Genomic DNA, 939 nt, shown 5'->3' with positions numbered 1-939 from the left:
TCAGAATGCCACGGTGAATACGTTCCCGGGCCTTGTACACACCGCCCGTCACACCATGGGAGTGGGCTGCAAAAGAAGTGGGTAGTTTAACCTTCGGGAGGACGCTCACCACTTTGTGGTTCATGACTGGGGTGAAGTCGTAACAAGGTAGCGCTAGGGGAACCTGGCGCTGGATCACCTCCTTATACGATGATTATTGCGATGAGTGTTCACACAGATTGATGGTTTATAAAGTTTAAAGAGATAAAAACACTTTTGAGGTGTTTTACTAGTGTCCCGTTCGTCTAGAGGCCTAGGACACCGCCCTTTCACGGCGGTAACAGGGGTTCGACTCCCCTACGGGATACCATCTCCTCATAAGGATATGGGGCTATAGCTCAGCTGGGAGAGCGCTTCGCTGGCAGCGAAGAGGTCTGCGGTTCGATCCCGCATAGCTCCACCATCTTTAAACACATTCGCAAGAGTGTCTTTAGAAATGGTGTTTTTCTTCGGAATACACATTGCTCTTTAACAATTTGGAAAGCTGACAAAACAACAATTTATTGTTGTTTGTAAAGTTCTCAAAGTATTCATTTATTGAATACACAAAAACACATTCAAGTGTTCTTGGGTTTTGCGAAAGCAAAACATATTTGAGTCCGGCAAAATCGAGTCTGCATCATGTATAAAAATTGCAGACAACTTTGGTGATTTGACATCAACTCGAAACTCCTTCGGGTTGTATGGTTAAGTGACTAAGCGTACACGGTGGATGCCTTGGCAGTCAGAGGCGATGAAAGACGTAGTAACTTGCGATAAGCCCAGATTAGGTAGTAACAACCATTTGAGTCTGGGATTTCTGAATGGGGAAACCCACTAGCATAAGCTAGTATCATTAACTGAATTCATAGGTTAATGAGGCGAACCGGGGGAACTGAAACATCTAAGTACCCCGAGGGG

The 939-nt window shown here is 45.4% G+C and carries 2 tRNA genes and 2 rRNA genes; all 4 read left to right on the top strand.

Going from position 1 to position 939, the window contains the following annotated elements:
- Positions 1-185 (top strand): 16S ribosomal RNA (locus tag DPF93_RS21025); the annotation flags it as partial.
- Between the two features lie 88 nt (positions 186-273).
- A tRNA-Glu gene (locus DPF93_RS21020) sits at positions 274-349 on the top strand.
- A 17-nt stretch (positions 350-366) separates the two neighbouring features.
- Positions 367-442 (top strand) — tRNA-Ala (locus DPF93_RS21015).
- A 282-nt stretch (positions 443-724) separates the two neighbouring features.
- Positions 725-939, top strand: a 23S ribosomal RNA gene (locus DPF93_RS21410); the annotation flags it as partial.

It is taken from the genome of Vibrio rhodolitus (assembly GCF_003350325.1).
GTDB lineage: Bacteria > Pseudomonadota > Gammaproteobacteria > Enterobacterales > Vibrionaceae > Vibrio > Vibrio rhodolitus.
Note: the sequence above shows the minus strand (reverse complement) of the source record. Positions and strands in the feature narration are given on the sequence as shown.